Origin of the sequence: Asticcacaulis sp. YBE204, assembly GCF_000495855.1 — a bacterium.
Classification (GTDB): domain Bacteria; phylum Pseudomonadota; class Alphaproteobacteria; order Caulobacterales; family Caulobacteraceae; genus Asticcacaulis.
In genome coordinates this window covers 250,291-267,917 of the sequence record NZ_AWGF01000002.1, presented here as the reverse complement: position 1 = coordinate 267,917, position 17,627 = coordinate 250,291, and the positions used below count along the sequence as shown (strand labels likewise).

General features: G+C 61.2%; 17 protein-coding genes. 10 read left to right on the top strand and 7 right to left on the bottom strand.

Annotated features, from left to right (window positions below):
- The first annotated feature begins 2 nt into the window (after positions 1 to 2).
- A complete protein-coding gene (locus AEYBE204_RS25330; protein ID WP_023461217.1) occupies positions 3 to 659 on the top strand; it encodes a YitT family protein in 657 nt (218 codons plus the stop codon).
- 31 nt (positions 660 to 690) lie between these two features.
- Here AEYBE204_RS25330 and AEYBE204_RS25325 read toward each other — a convergent pair whose 3' ends face one another.
- Together AEYBE204_RS25325 and AEYBE204_RS25320 are read right to left on the bottom strand one after the other, a co-directional pair.
- On the bottom strand, positions 691 to 2,499 hold the full coding sequence (locus tag AEYBE204_RS25325) for a M3 family oligoendopeptidase (protein WP_023461216.1): 1,809 nt from the start codon (positions 2,497 to 2,499) through the stop codon (positions 691 to 693).
- A 249-nt stretch (positions 2,500 to 2,748) separates the two neighbouring features.
- Positions 2,749 to 4,800 carry an AsmA family protein gene (locus AEYBE204_RS25320; protein WP_023461215.1) on the bottom strand — a complete coding sequence of 684 codons (2,052 nt, stop codon included), beginning with the start codon at positions 4,798 to 4,800 and terminating at the stop codon, positions 2,749 to 2,751.
- Positions 4,801 to 5,018: 218 nt separating this feature from the next.
- On the opposite strand from AEYBE204_RS25320, the gene AEYBE204_RS25315 reads away from it, so the two are divergent.
- Entirely contained in the window at positions 5,019 to 7,406 is a 2,388-nt protein-coding gene (locus tag AEYBE204_RS25315) for a hypothetical protein (protein WP_023461214.1), read from the top strand.
- Positions 7,407 to 7,554: 148 nt separating this feature from the next.
- Positions 7,555 to 9,039: a sigma-54 dependent transcriptional regulator gene (locus tag AEYBE204_RS25310; protein WP_023461213.1), complete on the top strand. Its 1,485-nt coding sequence runs from the start codon at positions 7,555 to 7,557 to the stop codon at positions 9,037 to 9,039.
- On the opposite strand, the gene AEYBE204_RS25305 is transcribed toward AEYBE204_RS25310, so the two are convergent.
- The 5 genes from AEYBE204_RS25305 to ykgO form a co-directional block, all read right to left on the bottom strand.
- Entirely contained in the window at positions 9,036 to 9,614 is a 579-nt protein-coding gene (locus AEYBE204_RS25305; RefSeq protein ID WP_023461212.1) for a DUF3833 family protein, read from the bottom strand. The two genes, AEYBE204_RS25310 and AEYBE204_RS25305, sit on opposite strands and share 4 nt — an antisense overlap.
- Before the next feature lie 283 nt (positions 9,615 to 9,897).
- Entirely contained in the window at positions 9,898 to 10,587 is a 690-nt protein-coding gene (locus tag AEYBE204_RS25300) for a hypothetical protein (RefSeq protein ID WP_023461211.1), read from the bottom strand.
- A 74-nt stretch (positions 10,588 to 10,661) separates the two neighbouring features.
- A complete protein-coding gene (locus AEYBE204_RS25295) occupies positions 10,662 to 11,075 on the bottom strand; it encodes a hypothetical protein (protein WP_023461210.1) in 414 nt (137 codons plus the stop codon).
- A 110-nt stretch (positions 11,076 to 11,185) separates the two neighbouring features.
- Positions 11,186 to 11,449 carry a DUF2312 domain-containing protein gene (locus AEYBE204_RS25290; RefSeq protein WP_023461209.1) on the bottom strand — a complete coding sequence of 88 codons (264 nt, stop codon included), beginning with the start codon at positions 11,447 to 11,449 and terminating at the stop codon, positions 11,186 to 11,188.
- Between the two features lie 191 nt (positions 11,450 to 11,640).
- Entirely contained in the window at positions 11,641 to 11,766 is a 126-nt protein-coding gene (ykgO, locus tag AEYBE204_RS25285) for a type B 50S ribosomal protein L36 (RefSeq protein ID WP_013479043.1), read from the bottom strand.
- 266 nt (positions 11,767 to 12,032) lie between these two features.
- Between ykgO and AEYBE204_RS25280 the strand changes: the two genes are divergently transcribed.
- From AEYBE204_RS25280 to AEYBE204_RS25250, 7 genes are all read left to right on the top strand, one after another.
- A complete protein-coding gene (locus AEYBE204_RS25280; RefSeq protein WP_023461208.1) occupies positions 12,033 to 13,244 on the top strand; it encodes an acyltransferase family protein in 1,212 nt (403 codons plus the stop codon).
- Complete coding sequence (locus AEYBE204_RS25275) at positions 13,241 to 13,870, top strand: hypothetical protein (protein ID WP_023461207.1); 630 nt, start codon at positions 13,241 to 13,243, stop codon at positions 13,868 to 13,870. Before AEYBE204_RS25280 ends, AEYBE204_RS25275 begins: the two co-directional genes overlap by 4 nt.
- Before the next feature lie 2 nt (positions 13,871 to 13,872).
- On the top strand, positions 13,873 to 14,172 hold the full coding sequence (locus AEYBE204_RS25270; protein WP_023461206.1) for a transcriptional regulator: 300 nt from the start codon (positions 13,873 to 13,875) through the stop codon (positions 14,170 to 14,172).
- Positions 14,173 to 14,264: 92 nt separating this feature from the next.
- Positions 14,265 to 15,590, top strand: coding sequence for a lytic murein transglycosylase (locus AEYBE204_RS25265; RefSeq protein WP_023461205.1), 1,326 nt, complete (start codon positions 14,265 to 14,267; stop codon positions 15,588 to 15,590).
- Positions 15,590 to 16,093: a hypothetical protein gene (locus AEYBE204_RS25260; RefSeq protein ID WP_023461204.1), complete on the top strand. Its 504-nt coding sequence runs from the start codon at positions 15,590 to 15,592 to the stop codon at positions 16,091 to 16,093. The genes AEYBE204_RS25265 and AEYBE204_RS25260 overlap by 1 nt, the downstream gene beginning before the upstream one ends.
- 93 nt (positions 16,094 to 16,186) lie before the next feature.
- Complete coding sequence (motA, locus tag AEYBE204_RS25255; protein ID WP_023461203.1) at positions 16,187 to 17,053, top strand: flagellar motor stator protein MotA; 867 nt, start codon at positions 16,187 to 16,189, stop codon at positions 17,051 to 17,053.
- A 305-nt stretch (positions 17,054 to 17,358) separates the two neighbouring features.
- Positions 17,359 to 17,577, top strand: a complete 219-nt coding sequence (locus AEYBE204_RS25250) for a hypothetical protein (protein WP_023461202.1) — start codon at positions 17,359 to 17,361, stop codon at positions 17,575 to 17,577.
- Positions 17,578 to 17,627: the final 50 nt, after the last annotated feature.

Here is a 17,627-nt window from a genome sequence, read left to right as displayed (position 1 = left end):
GCATGGCCTTTGGCAGTTTTTTCAACCGGTTGAAGCCGGGACATACCTCCGACGGGTCTGAGCTGCGTATCCGCCATACGCCGCTGGAGGATGCCTACGCCTTCGCCATCGGTTGCTCGATGATCGTGCTGGGGATCGTGCTGTTGAAGACCGTCGGGCTGGTTACCGGTGGCGTAGCGGGGATCGCGCTGCTGGTCTCTTACCTCGTGCCGCTGCCGGTCGGCGTGCTGTTCATGCTGATCAATGTGCCGTTCTTCGTCTTTGCCTATCTGGGGATGGGCCGCTTGTTCATGATCAAGACGGTCATCGTCTCCGCCTCGATCATGGCGCTGGGGGTGCTGATGCCGCTGGCGGTGCATATCGACTATGTGCAGCCGCTGTTTGCCGCCCTGTTCGGCGGGACGATCATCGGCATGGGGATATTGTCGCTGGCGCGTCATGGGGCCGGCGCCGGGGGGACGGGGGTCCTGTGCCTCTACCTGCAAAAGACGCGCGGCATCAATGCGGGCAAGACGCAACTGGTCATCGACGCCCTGATCGTAGGGTCGTCGTTCTTCGTTCTAAGTGGCGAACAGTTGCTCTATTCGATCCTCTCAGCCGCCGCCATGAGCGGGGTCATGATGAGCTGGCACAAGCCGGAACGCTATATCGGGCATTAACTCCTTCTCCCCGTAAACGGGGAAAAGGAAGTCAAACCAGCGCCTCGAACTGATCGATCAGGCCCTTCAGCCGCGCGCAGCCCATTTCCCAGAACGCCTTTTCGCGCGGGTTCATGCCGAAGGGGGCCAGAGCCTCGGTATAGGTTTTCGTGCCGCCCGCGCTCAACAACTGCTCGTACAGCGGCGTGAACGCGTCGGAATTTTCGCGGCGCTTTTCCATCAGCGCCGAGACCAGCAGGTCGCCGAACGCATAGGCATAGACGTAGAACGGCGCATGGACGAAGTGGCTGATATAGGCCCACCAGTATTCGTAGCCCTCGTTCAAAGTGATCGCAGGCCCGAGGCTCTCGCCCATGATCTCCAGCCACAGGGCGTTGATCTGATCGATCGAGACTTCGCCTTCAAGCCGCAGGGCGTGGAACTTTTCCTCGAAGCGATGGAAGGCGATCTGGCGGATGACGCTGTTCAGACCGTCTTCGATCTTGCCCGCCAGCAGGGCCTTCTTCTCTTCGGGTGTCGCGTCGGCGACCAGATATTCGAACACCAGACCCTCGGCGAAGATCGAGGCGGTTTCGGCGAGCGTCAACGGCGTGTCGGCAAGGATCGAGCCCAGCGGCGCGGCCAGGGTCTGATGCACCGCGTGACCCAGTTCGTGGGCCAGAGTCAGGACTTCGCGGCGCTCGCCGGTGAAGTTGAGCATGACATAGGGGTGGTGGCTCGACGACACCGGGTGAGCATAGGCCCCCGACGACTTGCCTTCGCGCGGGGCGGCGTCGATCCACGGGCTGTCGAAGAAGATCTGGGCGCGGGCGGCGAATTCCGGTCCCATCTTGGCGAACGAGTCGAGCACGATCTGTTTCGCTTCGGTCCAGCTGTATTTTTTCTGCGCGGTGGTGGTGAGCGGCGCGTTGCGATCCCAGAAATCGAGCGACTTGCGGCCCATGATCTTCGCTTTGAGCGCATAGTAGCGGTGCGACAGGGCGGCGTAGGACTCGCCGACCGCATCGGCCATGGCGTCGACCGCGTCGGCATCGACCTCGTTGGCCAGATGGCGCGAGGCGGCGGGGGTCGGATATTTGCGCCAGCGGTCCTCGACCTGTTTCTCGAACGCCAGCGTATTGAGCGCCAGCGCCAGAACCGGCGCATTGTCTTTAAGCGCTTCGGACAGACCCGTGGCGGCGGCCTTGCGTACCTTGGCGTCGGGCGAGCCCAGCCGCGTCAGGGCGTCGTTGAGCGTCAGGGTTTCCTTACCCACCTTGGCGCGCAGCCGGGTCAGGGTCTCGTCGAACAGGCGCACCCATTGGGCCACGCCGGGCATCTTTTCCAGCAGCAGCTTTTCGAGGTCGGCGGACAGTTCGTGCGGGCGGCTGGCGCGGATGCGGCGCAGCCACGGCCGCCACTTCTGCGCCTTGGGCGTGGCGCGCAGGGCCTGCTCGATCTCCCAGTCCTCAAGCTGGTTCAACTCCAGCGACAGGAACAGGCTGTCGGTCGAGATCAGCGCCGCCTTGTTGCGCAGATCGGCCTCCAGCTTGGCGACGTGGGCGTCTTCGCGGGCAATGGTCGACGACAGGGTGGTGAAGGCCAGCGCTCCACCCATCAGGTCCGAGGCGCGCTCGTAGAGCGTCGCGGCCTGATCGATCGACAGGCCGAGCCGCTCCGGATTGCCGCGCGAGGCGACGAAATTGCCCTGCAACCGGCCTAGTTCTTTCAAGGCCGCAGCAGCAGCGTCGAAGTCGGCGGCGATCTTAGGGTCTTCCGGGCCGCTATAGAGGTCAGTCAGGTCCCAGATGGGAAGCGTGTCGGGCGAATCGATGGCGAGGGCCGGGGTGATCTGTGTCATGTCCTGCCCATACCCAAAACAAAATCTAAAATCGAGGGGGATTGTAGAGAAGCAGGCATGTAACCTTTATCATACCTCCCTGCACGAAGTGCGGGGAGGGGGACCATTTGCGGAGCAAATGGTGGTGGGGTGTCTTGCGGAGGCTCAACGACTACTGTTGCAAGTAAGCAAGACCCCCACCACCACATCTAGCGCTTCGCGCGTCGTGCGGTCCCCCTCCCCAACGAGTTGGGGAGGTATAAGTAGAAATCACTTCACCGGCGTGCCGTCCGAACGAGCCTCCGCAATCAACCCCGCGCAATTGGCATCGTCCGCCGTATCGAGGCTGAGGAACGGCACCACCGATTGCAGCGTCGCCGCGATACCCCCTTGCAGCAGCGCCGGACCCGCCTGTACGCCGACCGTGGGTTTCGACAGATGGCCGCCGATGACGATGGGCGCATTGATACGGATCAGGCGGAATTTCTTCGGCTTGCCCTTGAAGACCAGTTTCAGACTCTCGTCATTGAGGTTGATCGTGCCGGACCCGTTGACCAGCACGACGCCCGTATCGAAGACGATATGTTCGGCGCGCATGACGCCGTTCTGGACGTTGAAGGTGGCGATGGCGCAGCGTACGTCCGTTTCCTTCGGGTCTTTCGACAGAAGCTGGAACAGGCCCTTGGTCGCATTGACCCCCAGCAGTTCGGCGAGGCTCTGACGGACCTTGCCACCGGACATGACGACCGCCACCTGACCGTCGGCGTTCGCGGCCGCCTTGTGGACCGAATTGCCGCCGCCAGTGGCGCGGACACGGGCATTCAGGCGACCTTCCAGCGGTTTGGAACCCTGAAAATCGGGCAGCCATTGTTGAACCGCCAGACCCGTCACGCGCAGATCGACCTTATTGCTTTGATTGGCCGTGCGCGCATTGATCTCCGCCGTGCCGATCAGGCGACCTTGCGGGAAACCGATATCGATGGGATCGAGCGTCAGGAGACCCTTGTCGAGCGACACGCCGAGGCTGACGGCGCGCAGGGGCAGGTTCGGACGCGCCCGTACGGACGCCGCCTTATAGGTGACCTTGGCGTCCATGCCGCGCACGCGTTCGATATCGAGCGTGGCGTCGGGCAGGACGCGGCGGCCGCTGGTCGCCTGCGGATTGGCGCTGAGTTCGGGAGCTGCGGGCGCATTGGCCGAGGTCGCCCCAAACAGCGAACCGAGGTCTTCGAAATCGAGCATTTTAGAGTTCAGGTCGCCGGTCAGGTAAGGCCGTCCATCGTCACGAATATCGACCTTGAGTGTGCCGTGCAGGTCGCTGCCGCCGACCTTGCCGTTGATCCCGGCGATATCGTAGGTGCGCTCGTTGCGCGTGACCTTGGCTGATATCTTGTAAGCCGGCGTATTGGGCAGGGTCAGGCCGGTCAGGTAATAGAGGTCGGCCAGGCTATTGCCGCTGACCGAAACGCTGGCGTCGACCTGCCCCAGATTGAACGGATGGATGACGCGGCCTTTGGCGGTCAGGCGCGTCGATCCGGCGCGGACGGTCATGTCGAACGGATAGGGTTGCGACGTCCGCACATTGAGCAGCGGCCCGCCGAAGGCCTTCAATTCAAATTCGCGCCCGTTCAGCGTCCCGTCGCCGCTGACATTGAACGCCTGCTGGCTTGTCCCGGCCTTTTCGCGGGCGTCGATCGTGCCGGTGAAGACCATCTTGCGCTGAAGGCTGGTCAGGCGAATTGTGCCGTCGGTGATGATCAAATCCTTGATCGGTGGCAGTTTAGTCGGCTTGCCCTTGACCTTGCCGTCGCTGAAATCCCAGTTCGCCCGTCCCGCCTTGTCCTGATAGAGCGCGACATTGGGGCGGGTGACCTCCAGTCGTTGCAGGACGATGCGGCCTATAAACAGCGGCATCAGTTCGGCCTTGACCGCCAGCCCGTCGATATCGGCGAGGTTGGTTTGGTCTTTGTGCCACTCCGGCTGACCGATCTTCAAACCCCCGACGGTGGCGTTGGGTGTAAAGCTGAACAGATGGACGCGCAACGGCCCGGTGATCTGTACCGGGCGGTGGGTCTTGCCGGAGATGATCGAGGCCAGAGTCGGGCGGAACCAGTCCCAGTTGGGATTGGCCAGAAACAGGATCAGCGCGATCAGCAGCGCCAGCACGATGCCGATAGCCCAGCGGATCGGCGCGGACAATTGCCGGAACCGCTTTGGGGTCGCCTTGATCCAGGCCCACGTCGCCGTACCGATTCCCACGACACCGTCGCGGGCCTTGCGGCTGAACTCTGTGGCGCGGTCGCGGAAGGAAGAGGCGGGCATGGTCTGTCTTTCCTACGCCTACATGAAGTGAGGGCATAAAGAGGGACCGTAACCTAGCCACGGTCGGCATCAGGAATCGATCAGGGTTTGCCGCTGATTTCTCTATAGACTGTCGCTGGTGCCCGACGATTTGTTGCAACGCCCGGTTTGCAAGCCCGGTTTACAACGCAATGTTTCGTGGTAAATCTTGCCCGGTGAGGCATGATATCGGGGGGAAGATGCAGCTCAAATTCGTTTTACCGTGGCTCATCCTGGCCTTGACGGCGACGCCTGCCGCGGCGGAACTGCCGAAATCGTGGCAGGCCTTTCTGGAAGAAAGCAGCGCTGCCTACAGCAAGGTGGAGGCGGGGCATTTTGAAGACCAGCTTTACGCCGCCGCCAAAACAGCCCCCACGCGCGAGGTCGCGGTAGCGGACTTCGGCCGCCGCCTCAGGCTCGATCCGGCCCGCGCGGGCGACTATGCCGAACTGATCGTCGACAGCGTGCTTTATTTCCATAGCTGCGAGTCCGCGGACTCCTGCGTCTTCGCGCCCGGGACGCCGCTTTACGACCGCATCCGGCAACTGACCCCGACCGAGGCGACGGGCGGACTGCTGTCGGCCATTCTGGAAACGGCGGCCTTGCGGGGCGAGGTGGCCGGACAAATCCCGCTGATCGAGGCGCATCCCGCCGCCCTGTCCCTGTTGCGGCATTTTTACGAATACGGCGCGGACACCGGTTTTCTGGCCGCCGCCCTGCTCAAGGTGCCCGACGATCCGACGGGACTTCCGCCCTTGCTGTTCGATCAGGCGAGTTTCTCAGGCACGCAGGATGAAATGAGCGGTCTGGTCTATGCCGTGCTGGAAACCACCGAAGCGCGGATGGCCGACACGCCCGCCGGTCAGATGTGGCGTCTCCAGATCGCCCAGCAGTTGCTGGACGAGATGCTGCGGCTGGGGCTGACCCACGCGGCCGTCGAGCGGTACCTCGCCTATCCCGACGCGGTGCGCAACCGGCTGCCGTTCCTGCCGGTGGGCTGGGCGCCGGCCGATCAGTGCCGTCAGGCCGGGGACAGTCTGGCCTTTGCCAATCGGATGGCGGCGGCCTTGTGGGTCGAGGGGCATGAAGCCGAGGCGCGCGCCCTGTGGGCCTTTACCCTGCCGGCGGGATGGCGCAAGGCGTCGCCGGTATCAGGGTTCGATCCGGTGCGCGAAGCCCTTCATCCCACCGTTAAGGACGGCGCCCTGTTTACCCTCTATCTCGACGAGCGCCGCGGGCAGAAAAAGGGAACCGATACCTGCGGGAATGAAATCGGCGGCCTTCAGGGTGGTGGCGTTCTGTTTCAAATGGCGCAGCATTCCGCGTCCGAACGCGAAATCGTCGCCCGTCGCCTTCAGGCGGCCGGTTACGGCGATATGGCGGCGTGGCTGAGGTCGCAAGGCGAGTATCGTTACATCAGCGAGGACCCGTCTCTTTGGCAGGGACGCGAGGCGCAGATTCCCGACAAGGTCCGTGTGCGTCAGACGGCGTGGGCCGAACGTATCGCAGCGGCACGCACTGCCGAAACCGAACGGTTGAAAGCCGCCGTCGCCGGTCCGATCCACGTCGCGGCGCCCGCGCCGGTGGTCTGGGCCGAGAAACCCCTGCCGGAGGGTGTCGCCGCGTGGCAGGGCGACGAAGGGCCCGAGGTGCCGAAATCCGCGCAGCTGCCCGAACGCATGGACTATGTCCTGAGATACGAGGCGTCGGGCGAAGATGCGGCCGTTGTCTTTGCCTCGGGCGAATACGATATGTCGGGCGAGATTCCGGCGTTCGGCCTGTGGCTGGGGCTTAAACGCAAGGGCAGGTGGGAGGCGCCGCTTTATCTGGGGATGCAGCAGCATTTTCCCTATGTGGTGACGCCGGGGTCACATCTGCCGCTGATCCGGGACGACCATCTGCAACTCGAAGTCCGGGCGCGGGAGATCGATCCCGATACGATCATCTTTCCGCCCGTCAATACGCAGTTCAAGCGTGAAGCGGACGGCCTGTATCTCGATATCCCGCTGGCTGAGTTGCGCGCCGACCGCGATGGCGACGGCCTGACCGATATTGAAGAGCGGCGCATCGGCCTTGACCCCGCCAGGAACGACAGCGATGGCGACGGTGTGGATGACGGCCGCGACTCCCTGCCTTTGACGGCCTATCACCCGAACAGCGATTCCCGCACCGATCAGATCGCCCGCATCATCCTCAGGCAGTTGATGGGACACGATGCCGGGGCCATCGTCGTCGCGCCGCGCGGGAAGACGGCGTCGAACGCATTGGACGATATTCTGTCCGCCACCCTGGGTACCCCTGCGCCGGAAGGACCGCGCGGAACGATGTTCATCGTATCGGCCAGGGACATATTTTCCGGTATCGTACAGACACCCTTCCGGCTGATCGTCTATTCGCCCGCCGACCTCGACCATCTGGGGCGCGGCAAGGTGCCGTTCTATCCGCCGCAGGTAACGACGATTTTCGCGTCGCCCGACGGCTCGGCGTTTTACGTCGACTGGTCGGCCTCATGGGTCGGAGGGTCATTCATTGTCCGCTGCAAGGGCGATAAATGCAGCGTCAAGGAACTGAGCCGGTGGATCACCTGAGGCCATCCTTAGCCGCAAGCCGTCTCTCAACGGGACATTAACCTTGTCTTTCAACGGGATTTTCAGGGTGTTGGGTTACACCTGTCTCAAAATAATCCGTATCCGCACCTCAGCGGGACGGAAACCGATGATGAGATGGTGTGCTGAAATGGCTAAGACGATCCTGATCTGCGACGACGATCCCACGCAACGCCGCCTGATTCAGGCCGTGCTGGAACGCGAGGGTTTCCACGTCCTGCACGCCGAAAACGGGCCTCAGGCCTATGACCGCCTGTCGACGACCTCGGGCATCGACGCGGTGATCCTCGATCTGGTCATGCCGGGGCAGTCGGGCATCGACACGCTCAAGGACATCCGCGCCGCGGGCATACGCACGCCGGTGGTGGTGCTGACCGCATCCGGCGGCATCGACACGGTCGTCAAGGCCATGCAGGCCGGCGCGCAGGACTTCTTCATCAAGCCCGCCTCGCCGGAGCGCATTCTGGTCAGCGTCAGAAACGCCCTGCAAATGGGCGATATGGTCGCGGAAGTATCCCGCCTCAAGAAGCACGCCGCCAATCGCACCTCGTTCGACGATCTGGTCGGTACGTCGCCCGCCATGACGATGGTCCGCCGTCTGGGCGAACGCGCGGCGAAGTCGGGAATCCCCGTGCTGATCCTCGGCGAAAGCGGCGTCGGCAAGGAACTGATCGCGCGCGCCATTCAGGGCTCCAGCGATCGCGCCGGCAAGCCGTTCGTCGCCGTCAACTGCGGCGCGCTGCCGGCCAATCTGGTCGAATCGATCCTGTTCGGGCACGAAAAGGGCTCGTTCACCGGCGCGTCGGACAAGCATCTGGGCAAGTTCCAGGAGGCCCACGGCGGCACCCTGTTCCTCGACGAGGTCGGCGAATTGCCGCTCGACATGCAGGTCAAGTTGCTGCGCGCGCTTCAGGAAGGCGAGATCGATCCGGTCGGCTCCAAACGCCCGGTCAAGGTCGATGTGCGCATCATTTCGGCGACCAACCGCAACCTGTCGGATCAGGTCCGTGCGGGCGCCTTCCGCGAAGATCTGTTCTATCGTCTCAATGTCTTCCCGGTGGAAGCGCCGTCCCTGCGTGAACGTCGCGAGGACATCCCGGCCCTGATCGAGCACTTCATCCGCCGCTTCAATATCGAAGAAGGCAAGCGCGTTACGGGCGTCGCGCCCGATGCCCTGCAACTTCTGTGCGCCCACGACTGGCCCGGCAATGTGCGCCAACTGGAAAACACGGTCTATCGCGCCATCGTCCTCAGCGACACGCCGCACCTTCAGGCCTTCGATTTCCCGGCCATTTCGGGTCAGAGTTTGCCGGTCGCAACCGCCACGCCGCTGTTCGCCGCGCCCGTGCCGCCGGTGATCGCCGAACATCAGGAAGCGATCAGCCAGCTTGAGGCGCTCGATGCCGGTCTGACCGATCAACCGGTGAAGATCCTCGACGGCGCAGGTCACCTGCGCAAGCTGGAAGACATCGAGCGCGACCTGATCGAACACGCGATCAGCGTCTATGCCGGTCACATGTCCGAAGTCGCCCGCCGCCTCGGCATCGGCCGCTCGACCCTGTATCGCAAGGTGCGCGACTGCGGCCTTGAGGGCATGGTCAAGGAAGTCGGCTAGGGCTTAAGGCTTTCAGCGGTGGGATGTGCCTGACCGGGCTTGACGAAGGTCACGGTCACACGGCCCACGTGCAGGCCGAACTTTGACACATCGGCCCGATTGATCGCCACGCCGTCACTGATCAGGTGTGTCCAGTCGTCGAACCTGACGGTGATCGGCTTGCCCTTATAAGGCAGGTTCAACAGGTAGGTCAGACGCTCGGCATTGCCTGATTGCGTCACGGTCGCGACGCCCTTGACGTCACCGGCAGTACCTTCATAGGTGCCTGTGCCCGTGCGTTTGAATGTCCAGGTGCGCGACTGTTTTTCGCCGTCGTTCCATAGAAAGCGCTCATCCAGTCGGAAGCCGTCGGCTGTTGTCGTTCCGCGCATATAGACAGTAAAGGTCCGTGACAACTTGCGCCCGCGATCTTCAAACACGCCATAGGCGTAGGTTTCACCGGCGAAGTAGTCCTCGATGACCATTTTGGGTTCAGGCAGGCTGTTATTGGCCATGGTCAGCGTGGTGCAGGACGAAAGCCCCAACGCGAGCAGGGGGGCGGTCAGCAGGGTCGTGGCAAGCATAAGCGCGCGCATCTGAGTATTCCCTCTAATAATAATACACCCGATACGCCTGAAACCGGACATTGGTTCTCAGGCCTCATCGGGATCGGCAGTTCGACGCTCTGTCGCAAGGTCCGCGACTGAGGTCTCGAAGGAAGTCAGTAGGCATTAAAGCGATATGTCGAAAAGTGGGAGCGGTTTTCGACGATAATATCGCGACCAAACAAAAGTTAGGATGATGTAATCCACAGTCGGTAGCGCTGCGCTCCTTTTGTCGCACCTCCGCTCGTAGATGGTGAAGCGCAAATCTCTGCCGTTAAGATTTTGGGCAAAGCGTGAGTTGATCATCACTAAGCTGTCGCAAGGTTTTGCCCTTTTCCAGTTCGGCATCAATCTTTGATACGTCGAGACCTCTTTCGTCACCAATACGGCGCAAGATTCTCAAGGCGGCGCTCATGCCGTCGTATTCGATCGTGATTAGCCGACCAATGCGACAAATGGCGGCTTGATCGCCTTTGGCATCTGCATCGAGCATTTGTTTCGACAGATTGTTTAGGGCTTGACCATGACGTTGAAGGGCCTCTGTGGCGGAAAGCATTTCGGGGTCGGACTGGATTTTCACGCCGGGTGTACAAATAGCTTTTTCGTTAGCGATGACTGTCGGCAAGGCTGCGGCTGTCTTATCGCTGAGGTCGTTGACGGACGCAGAGTTGCGACCCTTCTTGATTGTCTCTGCCTTCAGAGTCACCAGACGTTGCCATGCATTTTCATAAAGTGTGCGTGAAGTTTTCGCTTTCTGGCAGGCGGCCGTCGGGTTGTCGGGGGCCATTGCCATCGCCTCATTCATCGCCTGCAGGGCGGGAATCAAAAGCTGTTCGTTGATTTCAACCACAGCCCGGCTTTCATCTGTCGTTACGTCATAAGGATTGGCGGCTTTTCCGGCTATCGGAATGAAAAGCACAGCACTGGCCGCAAGGCCACACAGGATATATCGGATCGCGGTCATAAATAATCCCCCCTTGGATAAACAAGGCATACACGGACACGACCGGTCAAGTCAGTCAATGACAGGTCGGAAGATTACCGTGTTTCGTCATCTGATTCCAACGCGGATTTAGATGCCTTGTCCTTCACCTTCTTACGGATTTCGCGTAGCTTCTGACCCTGCAACATCGACAGGGTGCCGTTCATCGCACCCTTATCGGGATCGGCGAAAGCGCGGCCATAGGTTTTTACGCGCTCGGTCACGCCGTCGATAAATTCAGACTCCCAGTCCGACAGATCGACTCCGGCCTCGGCGGCAGCCTTCTTGGCGCGTTCCAGCGCGCGGAGGGTCTGACGTTGCAGGGCTTTTTTCTGGTCGAGCGGGGAAGGCGGCGCGGCAGGCGTTGTCGGTTTCGCGTTGAACCCGGCTTTAGATTGCAGCGGCTTTTTCGTCTGAAGCGGTGTCTTTTGCCGCAAACCTTTGGCGGGCGTTTTCGATTTAAACGCCATCGGGAAGGCCTGAATGTGCGGGCAGGCTGCGCATCAGGCCATCAAAGGCGCGCACGTTTCAAAGGTCAAGATGCAAACCGCCGCCCTGTTACGCGGGGAGGCGGTAAAGATTAAATCCCGCCGATGGCCGACAGATAGAGGTCGAGCAGCGCTTCTTCTTCTTCGCGCTTGACCTTGTCCTGCTTGCGCAGGCGCACGACCTTGCGCAGGATCTTCACGTCGAAGCCTTCACCCTTGGCCTCGTCATAGACTTCTTTCAAATCGCCGGAGATGGCGGCCTTGTCTTCCTCCAGACGCTCGATGCGCTCGATGATCGTGCGCAGGCGGCCCTGGGCGGCAGCGGTGATAACGTCGGGGTGCTGATCGTCGGCCATGATCCGGGTATCCTTAATGGGGTATGTGGCGGCACCATAGCCGAAGCGAATCGGTCGCTCAATGCAGGGTGATTCGCGCTTGATTCGATTGCTGTGGATAGAAATCGGCTGCCTGACAAACAGAAAAAGCGCTTAGAGCAAGGCTCCAAGCGCTTTTGAAAGTTCTGTCGACGCCGTGACGGCGGCGCTTATTAGCCTTGCTTGGCCTTGAAGCGCGGGTCGGTCTTGTTGATGACATAGACCACGCCCTTGCGGCGCACGATCTTGCAGTCCCGGTGACGGGTCTTGAGCGACTTGAGCGAGCTACGGACTTTCATGGTCCCAACCTTTGTAAAAAATGTGCCTGAGGCGTGACGTCAACGCTCGACCCGGAAGGGAAGCGCCACTGGCAAGCCGTAAGTGAGGCGCGGTTCCTACGCGAACCCTCGGCCCAAGTCAACAATCCGTGACAGGGTTTTTGCACATTTTCAGCCACAGGCCTGCGGATTTTCATAACAATGTCATTTTTAGACTAGTTTAAATTATAAACTGGTTTAAATATGGCGCGATTGGATTGCGAACCGCCGGAGGAGGGCGGAAGCTCATGAGTGCTGAATTTATCAACGGAGCGCGGTTCCACGCGCTCGATGCGGTGCGCGGCGGAGCGCTATTTCTCGGTGTGGCGTTTCACACGACGCTGGCCTATCTGGAGCCGCATATCTGGATCGTGAATGACACGGCGGTCGAGCCGGGGCTGGGCGTGGTGTTCTTCACCATCCACATGTTCCGCATGAGCCTGTTCTTCCTGCTGGCGGGGTTTTTCGCGCGGCTGCTGTACCAACGCTATGGCGCAAAAGCCTTTGCGATGAACCGCCTTAAGCGTATCGCGATGCCGCTGGCGGTCTTCTGGACGCCGGTGCTGGCCATCATCATTACTATGCTGATCATGGCGGCGTTGAAGGCCAACCCCGAACTGGCGTCGAAACCCGCCGCGCCGCCACCGCCCCTGACGGCGGAGACCTTTCCGCTGACACACCTGTGGTTCCTCTACGTCCTGCTGATCCTCTACGCGCTGTTCGTGCCGTTGCGCGGGCTGTTTGCCTTTATCGACCGCGGCGGCTCTCTGCGCCGGGCGGTGGATGCGGTGTTTAGCGTTATCATCAAGTCGGGCCTGAGCCCGCTGGTCTTCGGCCTGCCGCTGTTCCTTATGCTGATGGCGCAGCCGCAGACGTGGATGTACTGGTTCGGCGTGCCCACTCCCGACAAGGGCGTCGTCCCCAATGCCGTGGCGCTGGTCGCCTTCGGTTCGGCGTTCGGCGTCGGCTGGCTGCTGCACCGGAATGTGGGATTGCTGGAAACGATCAAGAAACAGTGGCTGACCGGCATCGTCTCGGCCATCGGGTTTACGGCCTGGTGCCTGTGGTCGGAAGGTATCGTGCCGAAGTTCGATATGGCCAGCTATCCGGCACAGATGCTCTATGCGGCAAGTTACGTGCTGGGGATCTGGGCGTGGTGCCTCGGCCTGACCGGTCTGGCCCTGCGATTTCTGGATCGGCCCAATCCGTTCTGGCGCTACGTGGCGGACTCGTCCTACTGGGTCTATATCGTCCACCTGCCGCTGCTGCTGGTGCTGCAATATCTGGCGCTCGACCTCGACTGGCCTGCGGAAGCCAAGTTTTCACTGGTCGTCATGGGCACGCTCTTTATATCGCTCGCGACCTATCAGCTTCTGGTAAGGTACAGCTTTATCGGGACGATTCTGAACGGTAAACGCGTGAAGCCCGCCAAGGCCAAATTGAAGGCGCAGACCCTATGAGCACGAACGAAAACGACGATGGCCTGGCCACCCGCGCCGATCTGGCCTTCGTACGGGCGCTGGTCGATCAGGCACCCAGGGCGCAGGGTTCGGCGGGTCTGCTGTTCATGGTCGGCGGTTTGGCCTACGGCGTGCAGTGTCTGGTCTATTGGGGCGAGATCGCCAGATTTTACACCTTGCCGCCGCTGGCAGGGCTTTTGACGGCGATCCTGCCCATCGTCATCTTTCTGGTGCCGATGATCTGGGTCATCATCAAGGAGCGCGGACAACAGGCCGCCGGCGTCGCGACGCGGGCGATGAATGCCGCCTATGCCTCGACCGGGCTGGTCAATCTGGTGATGATCCTCGTCTTCGGGACCATAGCGACGCGCGAAAAAAGCATGCTGATCTGGCTGATCTACCCCATCGTCATCTGCGCCTTGCAGGGCGGGGCGTGGTACGTCGCCTATATGATCCGGCGCAAGCTATGGCTGGTGGTGGTCGCTGTCGGCTGGTTTGCCGCCGCGGCGACGCTGGGTTTCATCATCCATGACATAGGGTCGTACCTGCTGGGGCTGGCCCTGGCCCTCATCGGGTTGATGGGTGTGCCGGGCTACGTCATGTGGCGGCTGGCGAAGCGTTCATGAGTATGGTGGGCTTCAACGTCAATAAACTGGATGACGCCATCCACGGCCGTCTGCGGCTGGGGGTGATGGCCTATCTGATGGACGCCGAGGCCGCCGATTTCAACGAACTGAAAGCTGTGCTGGAGGCGACGCAGGGCAATCTCTCGGTACATCTGCGCAAACTGGAAGAGGCGGGCTATGTCGAGATCGTCAAGGCCTTTCAGGGCCGCAAGCCCTTGACGCGCGTCCACATCACCCCCGCCGGTCGCAAGGCCTTCGCCAGCTATATAGAGGTGCTGTCGGGACTGGTGGATAAGGGCTGAATTCCCTTTCATAACGTCTTGTTTACCGGATTAAGCTTGGATTCGTCACAATTGCGAGGCTAAGCTTGGGGCCAAGCGGAAGGGAATCCTTGATGAAGCGTCGTATCCTCAGCCTGTGCCTGTTCCTCGGGGCCTGTTCGACCGCGACCAGCGTGCCGACCCCGATCGACAACGCCCCGCCGAAGCCCAGGCCGCAGCACGAGGCCAAGGGTGAGGTGAAGCCCGCGCCTGTGCCTGCGCCGAAACCGGCTCAGGTGACTTATGCGACCTTCGCCGACTGGCGCGCCGCCTTCGTGACCAAGGCCGTGGCGCAGGGCTTCGATCGCGCCTTCGTCGAAAACATCCTCGCCGACGTGCAGCCGCGCGCTTCGATCGTGCAGGCCGACTCGGGGCAGCCGGAGTTTTCCAAGCCGATCTCCGCCTATGTGAAGAACGCGGTGTCCGCGGCCCGTGTCGAAGGCGGTCGGACGCGGCTGAGCACCAATCCCAACGTTCCGGCCATCGAAGCCAAGTACGGCGTGCCGCGCGAAGTGCTGGGCGGCATCTGGGGCATGGAAAGCGATTTTGGCCGCGTTCAGGGCGATATCGACGTCGTGACGGCCTTCGCGACGCTTGCCTTCGACGGTCGCCGCCGCGACTGGGCCGAGACGCAATTACTGACCGTCCTGACCATCATCAGGACCGGCAAGGCGACGCGCGAAGAGCTGAAAGGCTCGTGGGCGGGCGCTATGGGCCAGACGCAGTTCCTGCCGGAAAACTACCTCAAGCTGGGGCAGGACGGCGACGGCAACGGGCATGTCGACATCTGGAAATCCGATTCCGACGCTCTGGCTTCGGCGGCGAACCTGCTGCGCAAGGAAGGCTGGCGGCCCGGTCAGGCCTGGGCGGTCGAGGTGACCCTGCCGGCGGGCTTCGACTATTATCTGTCGGAAACCGAGACGCAAAACCCGGTCTGGTGGGCCGAAAAAGGCGTCGTGCGCGCCGATGGGGGCACGTGGAACGAGTCGGAAAAGACCGCGCCCGCCGTGCTGATCCTGCCGTCGGGGGCCAAAGGTCCGGCGTTCCTCGCCCTGCCGAACCACTATGTCATCCGTAAGTACAACAATTCGACGGCCTATGCGCTGGCGGTGGGCCTGAACGCCGACGGCATGGCGGGAAAGGGCGCGCTGAAAACCCCGTGGCCCGAAGAGCAACCCTTGTCGATCGCCCAGCGCAAGGGCACGCAGACCGCGCTCAATGCGGCGGGCTTCAATGTCGGGGCGGTGGACGGCGTCATCGGCGTCGGTACGCGGAAAGCGCTCCGCGAATGGCAAAAGGCCAATGGCCGCGTCGCCGACGGCTATCTCAGTTATGAGTTGGCCAATGAACTATCGGCAAAGACGACCGGCTACACCATTCTCGGTCCGACCGCGCAATAATGCCGGTCGAGAACGAGCGCAAATACGTCCTGTCGCCGGACTTCGACGCCGGTCGGCTCAAGGACTGGTCGGCCATCGACATCCGTCAGGCCTATCTCGACGACGGCCCGCGCCTGCGTCAGTACGGCGATACTTACCTCTTCACCTACAAGAAATGGGTGCCGCAGGCTCAGGAGCTGGTCGAGATCGAAACGGCGATTGCCCCCGACGATTTCAACATGCTGTGGCCTCTGTGCGTCGAGGCGATCCGCAAGACGCGCTATATCAAAGAGACCGACGACGGCGAATGGGTCGTCGACTTCCTGCGTGACGAGGCGGGCGCGGTCTATTTTGTTCTGGCCGAAATCGAATTGCCGCGCTTTAAAGCCGCGCCGGATCAGGTACCGCTCGAAATTGCCGATCATATTATTCATGCGGTCGCGGCAGACGATAACCGCTTTACCAACAAGAAGCTGGCCGAGCGTCTTTATGCCCGAAGTCTCCTGGCCGAAGTGGTGCCCTGACCTTTATCCTTAACAAAAAAGGTTAACCGGAAACCTGCCCTTAAGGATTAGGCCCTAGCCTGAGCGCGACTCAGACGCTTTTCAGGCCCTTCCATGTTTCAGATTATCGGTATCGTCGTCCTCTTCGGTTGCGTGTTCGGCAGCTATCTGATGTCGGGCGGCTCGATGGCGCCGATTCTGCACTCCCTGGCCTTCGAAATGATGGGGATCGGTGGGGCGGCGGTCGCCTCGGTGCTGATTTCCAACGACCTGCACACCATCAAGGGCATGGGTGGCGGCATGGGCAAGGTGTTCGGCGGCGCCAAATGGAAGGCGTCCGACTACAAGGATCTGCTGTCGTTGCTGTTCCTGCTGACCAAGACGATGAAATCGAAAGGCGTTATCGCGCTGGAAAGCCACATCGAAAAGCCGCACGATTCGACCATCTTTTCGCGCTTCCCCAAGATCATGAAGGATCACTTCGCCATCGACTTCATCTGCGACACCCTGCGCATGATGACCATGAACCTCGAAGACCCGCATCAGGTCGAGGACGCGATGGAAAAACAGCTCGAAAAGCATCACCATGAAGCGCTGCACCCGGCCCACGCCATGCAAAGCGTCGCCGACGCCTTGCCGGCTCTGGGGATCGTTATCGCCGTTCTGGGCGTTATTAAGACCATGGGTGCCATCACCGAACCGCCCGAAGTTCTCGGCGGCATGATCGGCGGCGCGCTGGTCGGTACCTTCCTGGGCGTTATGCTGGCCTACGGCCTCGTCGGCCCTTTTGCCACGCGCATGAACGGCGTGGTCGAAGAAGAGGGCGCCTTCTACAAAATCATTCAGGCCGTGCTGGTGGCGCACCTGCACGGCAATGCGGCGCAGATTTCAGTCGAAATCGGCCGCGGCAATATCCCGTCGACCGCGCAGCCGTCCTTTGCCGAGATGGAAGAGGCGCTCAACAATATGCCGAACGAGTAATCACAGGACGAAAAGTTCTATATTACCGTTTCCGATTCGCTTTTCCGTAACGGAAACGCCTCTGGTCGTATCACCTGCATCGTGATATACGGGGACAAATCGAAGGCCATTTGTGGAAATATGACCGCTCAAAGGCGGATATTTCGCCTTATCGGTGTATTTCAGCCCAAAATAGTCGCTTTAATGACGGTGTTGATCACATATTTGTGAAAACACCTCTTGCGGGACTCGCCGGTTTTGCGTATGAATAGAGTCGGGCGCAGTTGCTAGGCGCTCTAACGTTAGAACCTAAGGATCTGGATCCCATGACCTCTGAAATCGTCCGCAAGGCCCTGCTTGCCGCCGCCGCCGTCGCCGCTCTGTCGGTTGCCGCCTGCTCGAAGCCCGCTGAAGAAGCCGCCACCGAAGAAACCGTTCCGGCTGACGCCTCGGCCGACGCCTCGGCTGCTGTTGAAGCTTCCGACGCTGCCTCGGCTGCCGCCGTGGAAGCCCCGGCTGCTGAAGCTCCGGCTGCTGCTCACTAATCAATCGCGTCCTCTGGACGCTTGATTATGAAAATCTGAAAAGGCCGCTT

What these genes read in the sequence shown, in the direction of transcription:
- motA (WP_023461203.1), top strand. Translation starts at nt 16,187, where the DNA reads ATGTTTCAGATTATCGGTATCGTCGTCCTCTTCGGTTGCGTGTTCGGC.
- AEYBE204_RS25315 (WP_023461214.1), top strand. Translation starts at nt 5,019, where the DNA reads ATGCAGCTCAAATTCGTTTTACCGTGGCTCATCCTGGCCTTGACGGCG.
- AEYBE204_RS25290 (WP_023461209.1), bottom strand. Translation starts at nt 11,449, where the DNA reads ATGGCCGACGATCAGCACCCCGACGTTATCACCGCTGCCGCCCAGGGC.
- AEYBE204_RS25305 (WP_023461212.1), bottom strand. Translation starts at nt 9,614, where the DNA reads ATGCGCGCGCTTATGCTTGCCACGACCCTGCTGACCGCCCCCCTGCTC.
- AEYBE204_RS25300 (WP_023461211.1), bottom strand. Translation starts at nt 10,587, where the DNA reads ATGACCGCGATCCGATATATCCTGTGTGGCCTTGCGGCCAGTGCTGTG.
- AEYBE204_RS25320 (WP_023461215.1), bottom strand. Translation starts at nt 4,800, where the DNA reads ATGCCCGCCTCTTCCTTCCGCGACCGCGCCACAGAGTTCAGCCGCAAG.
- AEYBE204_RS25270 (WP_023461206.1), top strand. Translation starts at nt 13,873, where the DNA reads ATGGTGGGCTTCAACGTCAATAAACTGGATGACGCCATCCACGGCCGT.
- AEYBE204_RS25260 (WP_023461204.1), top strand. Translation starts at nt 15,590, where the DNA reads ATGCCGGTCGAGAACGAGCGCAAATACGTCCTGTCGCCGGACTTCGAC.
- AEYBE204_RS25325 (WP_023461216.1), bottom strand. Translation starts at nt 2,499, where the DNA reads ATGACACAGATCACCCCGGCCCTCGCCATCGATTCGCCCGACACGCTT.
- AEYBE204_RS25265 (WP_023461205.1), top strand. Translation starts at nt 14,265, where the DNA reads ATGAAGCGTCGTATCCTCAGCCTGTGCCTGTTCCTCGGGGCCTGTTCG.
- AEYBE204_RS25310 (WP_023461213.1), top strand. Translation starts at nt 7,555, where the DNA reads ATGGCTAAGACGATCCTGATCTGCGACGACGATCCCACGCAACGCCGC.
- AEYBE204_RS25275 (WP_023461207.1), top strand. Translation starts at nt 13,241, where the DNA reads ATGAGCACGAACGAAAACGACGATGGCCTGGCCACCCGCGCCGATCTG.
- ykgO (WP_013479043.1), bottom strand. Translation starts at nt 11,766, where the DNA reads ATGAAAGTCCGTAGCTCGCTCAAGTCGCTCAAGACCCGTCACCGGGAC.
- AEYBE204_RS25280 (WP_023461208.1), top strand. Translation starts at nt 12,033, where the DNA reads ATGAGTGCTGAATTTATCAACGGAGCGCGGTTCCACGCGCTCGATGCG.
- AEYBE204_RS25295 (WP_023461210.1), bottom strand. Translation starts at nt 11,075, where the DNA reads ATGGCGTTTAAATCGAAAACGCCCGCCAAAGGTTTGCGGCAAAAGACA.
- AEYBE204_RS25250 (WP_023461202.1), top strand. Translation starts at nt 17,359, where the DNA reads ATGACCTCTGAAATCGTCCGCAAGGCCCTGCTTGCCGCCGCCGCCGTC.
- AEYBE204_RS25330 (WP_023461217.1), top strand. Translation starts at nt 3, where the DNA reads ATGGCCTTTGGCAGTTTTTTCAACCGGTTGAAGCCGGGACATACCTCC.